The 2,430-nt window shown below is 73.3% G+C and carries 4 protein-coding genes; all 4 read right to left on the minus strand.

Translation table 11 applies throughout. From position 1 onward, the window contains the following. Positions 1-738: imidazole glycerol phosphate synthase subunit HisF (gene hisF / locus ACFUEL_RS38500; RefSeq protein WP_380242691.1), on the minus strand; the 738-nt coding region annotated here is incomplete at its 3' end. Then, positions 735-1,169: a RidA family protein gene (locus tag ACFUEL_RS38505; RefSeq protein ID WP_123556549.1), complete on the minus strand. Its 435-nt coding sequence runs from the start codon at positions 1,167-1,169 to the stop codon at positions 735-737. The genes hisF and ACFUEL_RS38505, both read right to left, overlap by 4 nt. Further along, the gene (gene priA / locus ACFUEL_RS38510) at positions 1,166-1,894 is read right to left on the minus strand and encodes a bifunctional 1-(5-phosphoribosyl)-5-((5-phosphoribosylamino)methylideneamino)imidazole-4-carboxamide isomerase/phosphoribosylanthranilate isomerase PriA (protein WP_380242693.1); all 729 of its coding nucleotides are present in this window, start codon (positions 1,892-1,894) and stop codon (positions 1,166-1,168) included. Before priA ends, ACFUEL_RS38505 begins: the two co-directional genes overlap by 4 nt. A gap of 22 nt (positions 1,895-1,916) precedes the next feature. After that, on the minus strand, positions 1,917-2,430 hold a 514-nt coding region (gene hisH / locus ACFUEL_RS38515), incomplete at its 5' end, for an imidazole glycerol phosphate synthase subunit HisH (RefSeq protein WP_380242695.1).

Consider the following 2,430-nt stretch of genomic DNA (forward strand, 5'->3'; position numbering starts at 1 on the left):
GTCCTTGACCTGGCCGATGGTCAGGTCGCCGAAGTGGAAGACGCTGGCGGCGAGGACGGCGTCGGCGCCGGCGTCGACCGCGGGGGCGAAGTCGGCGAGCTTGCCGGCGCCGCCGGAGGCGATGACGGGGATGGAGACGGCCTTGCGGGCGGCCCGGATCATCTCCAGGTCGTAGCCGTCCTTGGTGCCGTCGGCGTCCATCGAGTTGAGCAGGATCTCGCCGGCGCCGAGTTCGGCGGCGCGCACCGCCCACTCGATCGCGTCCAGGCCGGTGCCGCGGCGGCCGCCGTGGGTGGTGACCTCGAAGCCGGAGGCGGTCTCGGTGCCCTCGGGGCAGCGGCGGGCGTCGACCGAGAGGACGAGCACCTGGCGGCCGAAGCGCTGCGCGATCTCGCGGACGAGTTCGGGGCGGGCGATGGCGGCGGTGTTGACGCCGACCTTGTCGGCGCCGGCCCGCAGCAGCCTGTCGACGTCCTCGACGGCGCGGACGCCGCCGCCGACGGTGAGCGGGATGAAGACCTGCTCGGCGGTGCGGCGGACCACGTCGTAGGTGGTCTCCCGGGAGCCGGAGGAGGCGGTGATGTCGAGGAAGGTCAACTCGTCGGCGCCCTGGGCGTCGTAGAGCTTGGCGAGTTCGACCGGGTCCCCGGCGTCGCGCAGGTTCTGGAAGTTGACGCCCTTGACGACGCGCCCGGCGTCCACGTCCAGGCAGGGGATGACGCGTACTGCGAGTGTCACGGCTGGGTGCCTTCCGAAGTGCGGGCCGGGCCGGGCCGGTGGGCCTCGACCTCGACCTCGACCATCATCCGGGAGTCGGTGAGGCCCTGGACGACCACCATGGTGGTGACCGGGCGGACTCCGTCGAAGATTTCCTTGTGCGCGCGGCCGACCTCGTCGCGGTCCCGGACGTGGGTGAGGTACATCCGGGTGCGGACCACGTCGGCGGCGGTGAGTCCGTAGCGGTCGAGCGCGCCGAGGGCCGTCCGGAAGGCGGCCAGCGTCTGCTCGTACGGGTCGCCCTCGGCGGCGGCGTCGCTGTCGTCGAGGGCGGTGCAGCCCGCGACCAGGACGAAGTCCCCGGCCACCACCGCCCGGGAGAATCCGTACTGGTCCTCGTAGGGGGACCGCTCGGACGGGCGGGCGGCGGTGGTCGGGGTCTCGTCGGTCATCGGGACACAGCCTCCAGGGCTTCCTCAAGGGTGAACTTCTGCTCGTAGAGCGCCTTCCCCACGATCGAGCCCTCGACGCCCTCCGGCACCAGGGTGGCGATGGCGCGCAGGTCGTCGAGGGACGACACGCCGCCGGAGGCGACGACGGGCCGGTCGGTGGCGGCGCAGACGTCGCGCAGCAGCTGGAGGTTGGGGCCGGTCAGGGTGCCGTCGCGGTTGACGTCGGTGACCACGTAGCGGGCGCAGCCCTCGGCGTCGAGGCGGGCCAGCACGTCGTAGAGCTGGCCGCCGTCGCGGGTCCAGCCGCGGCCGCGCAGGGTGGTGCCGACCACGTCGAGGCCGACGGCGATCTGGTCGCCGTACTCGGCGATGACCTTGGCGACCCACTCGGGGCTCTCCAGGGCGGCGGTGCCGAGGTTGACCCGGGTGCAGCCGGTGGCGAGGGCGGCGGCGAGCGACTCGTCGTCGCGGATGCCGCCGGACAGCTCGACCTTGATGTCGAGGCGGCCGGTGACCTCGCGGAGCAGTTCGCGGTTGCTGCCGGTGCCGAAGGCGGCGTCGAGGTCGACCAGGTGCAGCCACTCGGCGCCGGCGTTCTGCCAGGCGAGGGCGGCGGCGAGCGGCTCGCCGAAGGAGGTCTCGGTGCCGGAGGCGCCCTTGACCAGGCGGACCGCCTGGCCGTCGCGGACGTCGACGGCGGGCAGCAGTTCGAGGCGGTTGGTCATGGTGTGGAGGACTCTTCCGTCGTCAGAGGGTGTCGACCCAGTTGGTCAGCAGGGCGGCTCCGGCGTCGCCGGACTTCTCGGGGTGGAACTGGGTGGCCCACAGCGGGCCGTTCTCCACGGCGGCGACGAACGGCTGCCCGTGGGTGGCCCAGACGACCTTGGGGGCGCGGATCTTCTCGGAGTGCGTCTCCAGCACCCAGTGCCGCACGCCGTAGGAGTGCACGAAGTAGAACCGGGTGTCGGCGTCCATCCCGGCGAACATCCGGGTGCCCTCGGGGGCGTCGACGGTGTTCCAGCCCATGTGCGGGACGACCGGGGCGTCCAGCGGCTCGACCACGCCGGGCCACTCGTCGCACCCGGCGGTCTCGACGCCGTGCTCGACGCCCTTCTCGAACAGGATCTGCATGCCGACGCAGATGCCGAGCACCGGGCGGCCGCCGGCCAGCCCGCGGCCGATGACCTGCTCGCCGCGGACGGCCGGGAGGCCCCGCATGCAGGGGTCGAAGGCGCCGACGCCGGGCACCCGCAGGCCGTCG

Origin of the sequence: Kitasatospora sp. NPDC057198 (assembly GCF_042670125.1) — a bacterium.
In the GTDB taxonomy this organism is placed as follows: domain Bacteria; phylum Actinomycetota; class Actinomycetes; order Streptomycetales; family Streptomycetaceae; genus Kitasatospora.